This window comes from Vibrio sp. SG41-7 (assembly GCF_014164465.1).
Lineage (GTDB): Bacteria > Pseudomonadota > Gammaproteobacteria > Enterobacterales > Vibrionaceae > Vibrio > Vibrio splendidus.
In genome coordinates this window covers 1-220 of record NZ_JACJFF010000474.1, presented here as the reverse complement: position 1 = coordinate 220, position 220 = coordinate 1, and the positions used below count along the sequence as shown (strand labels likewise).

Sequence of the window (220 nt, the reverse complement as noted above, 5' to 3'; positions counted from 1 at the left end):
CTGTCTCTTGATCACAAGTCTGGTTAATCAAGAGACTTAGCGAGTTCATACCCTTCAAGGATGGTTTGTAACCTAAGCCATCCTTGCCATAACGTCTTTATAGAAGCGCGACCTGTTCGCTTGGTATTCTTCCAACCACCTAACCGAGCAATACCGTTGTAAGCCCATGATATATTAGGCGCTTCTTTCGGTAGTTTTTTGCTCTCCAACTTGAGCCACA

1 pseudogene is annotated in these 220 nt (G+C 44.5%); it reads right to left on the bottom strand.

Going from position 1 to position 220, the window contains the following annotated elements:
* Positions 1 to 23: 23 nt before the first annotated feature.
* Positions 24 to 220 (bottom strand): annotated as a pseudogene (locus H5300_RS27635) (IS4 family transposase); the annotation flags it as partial.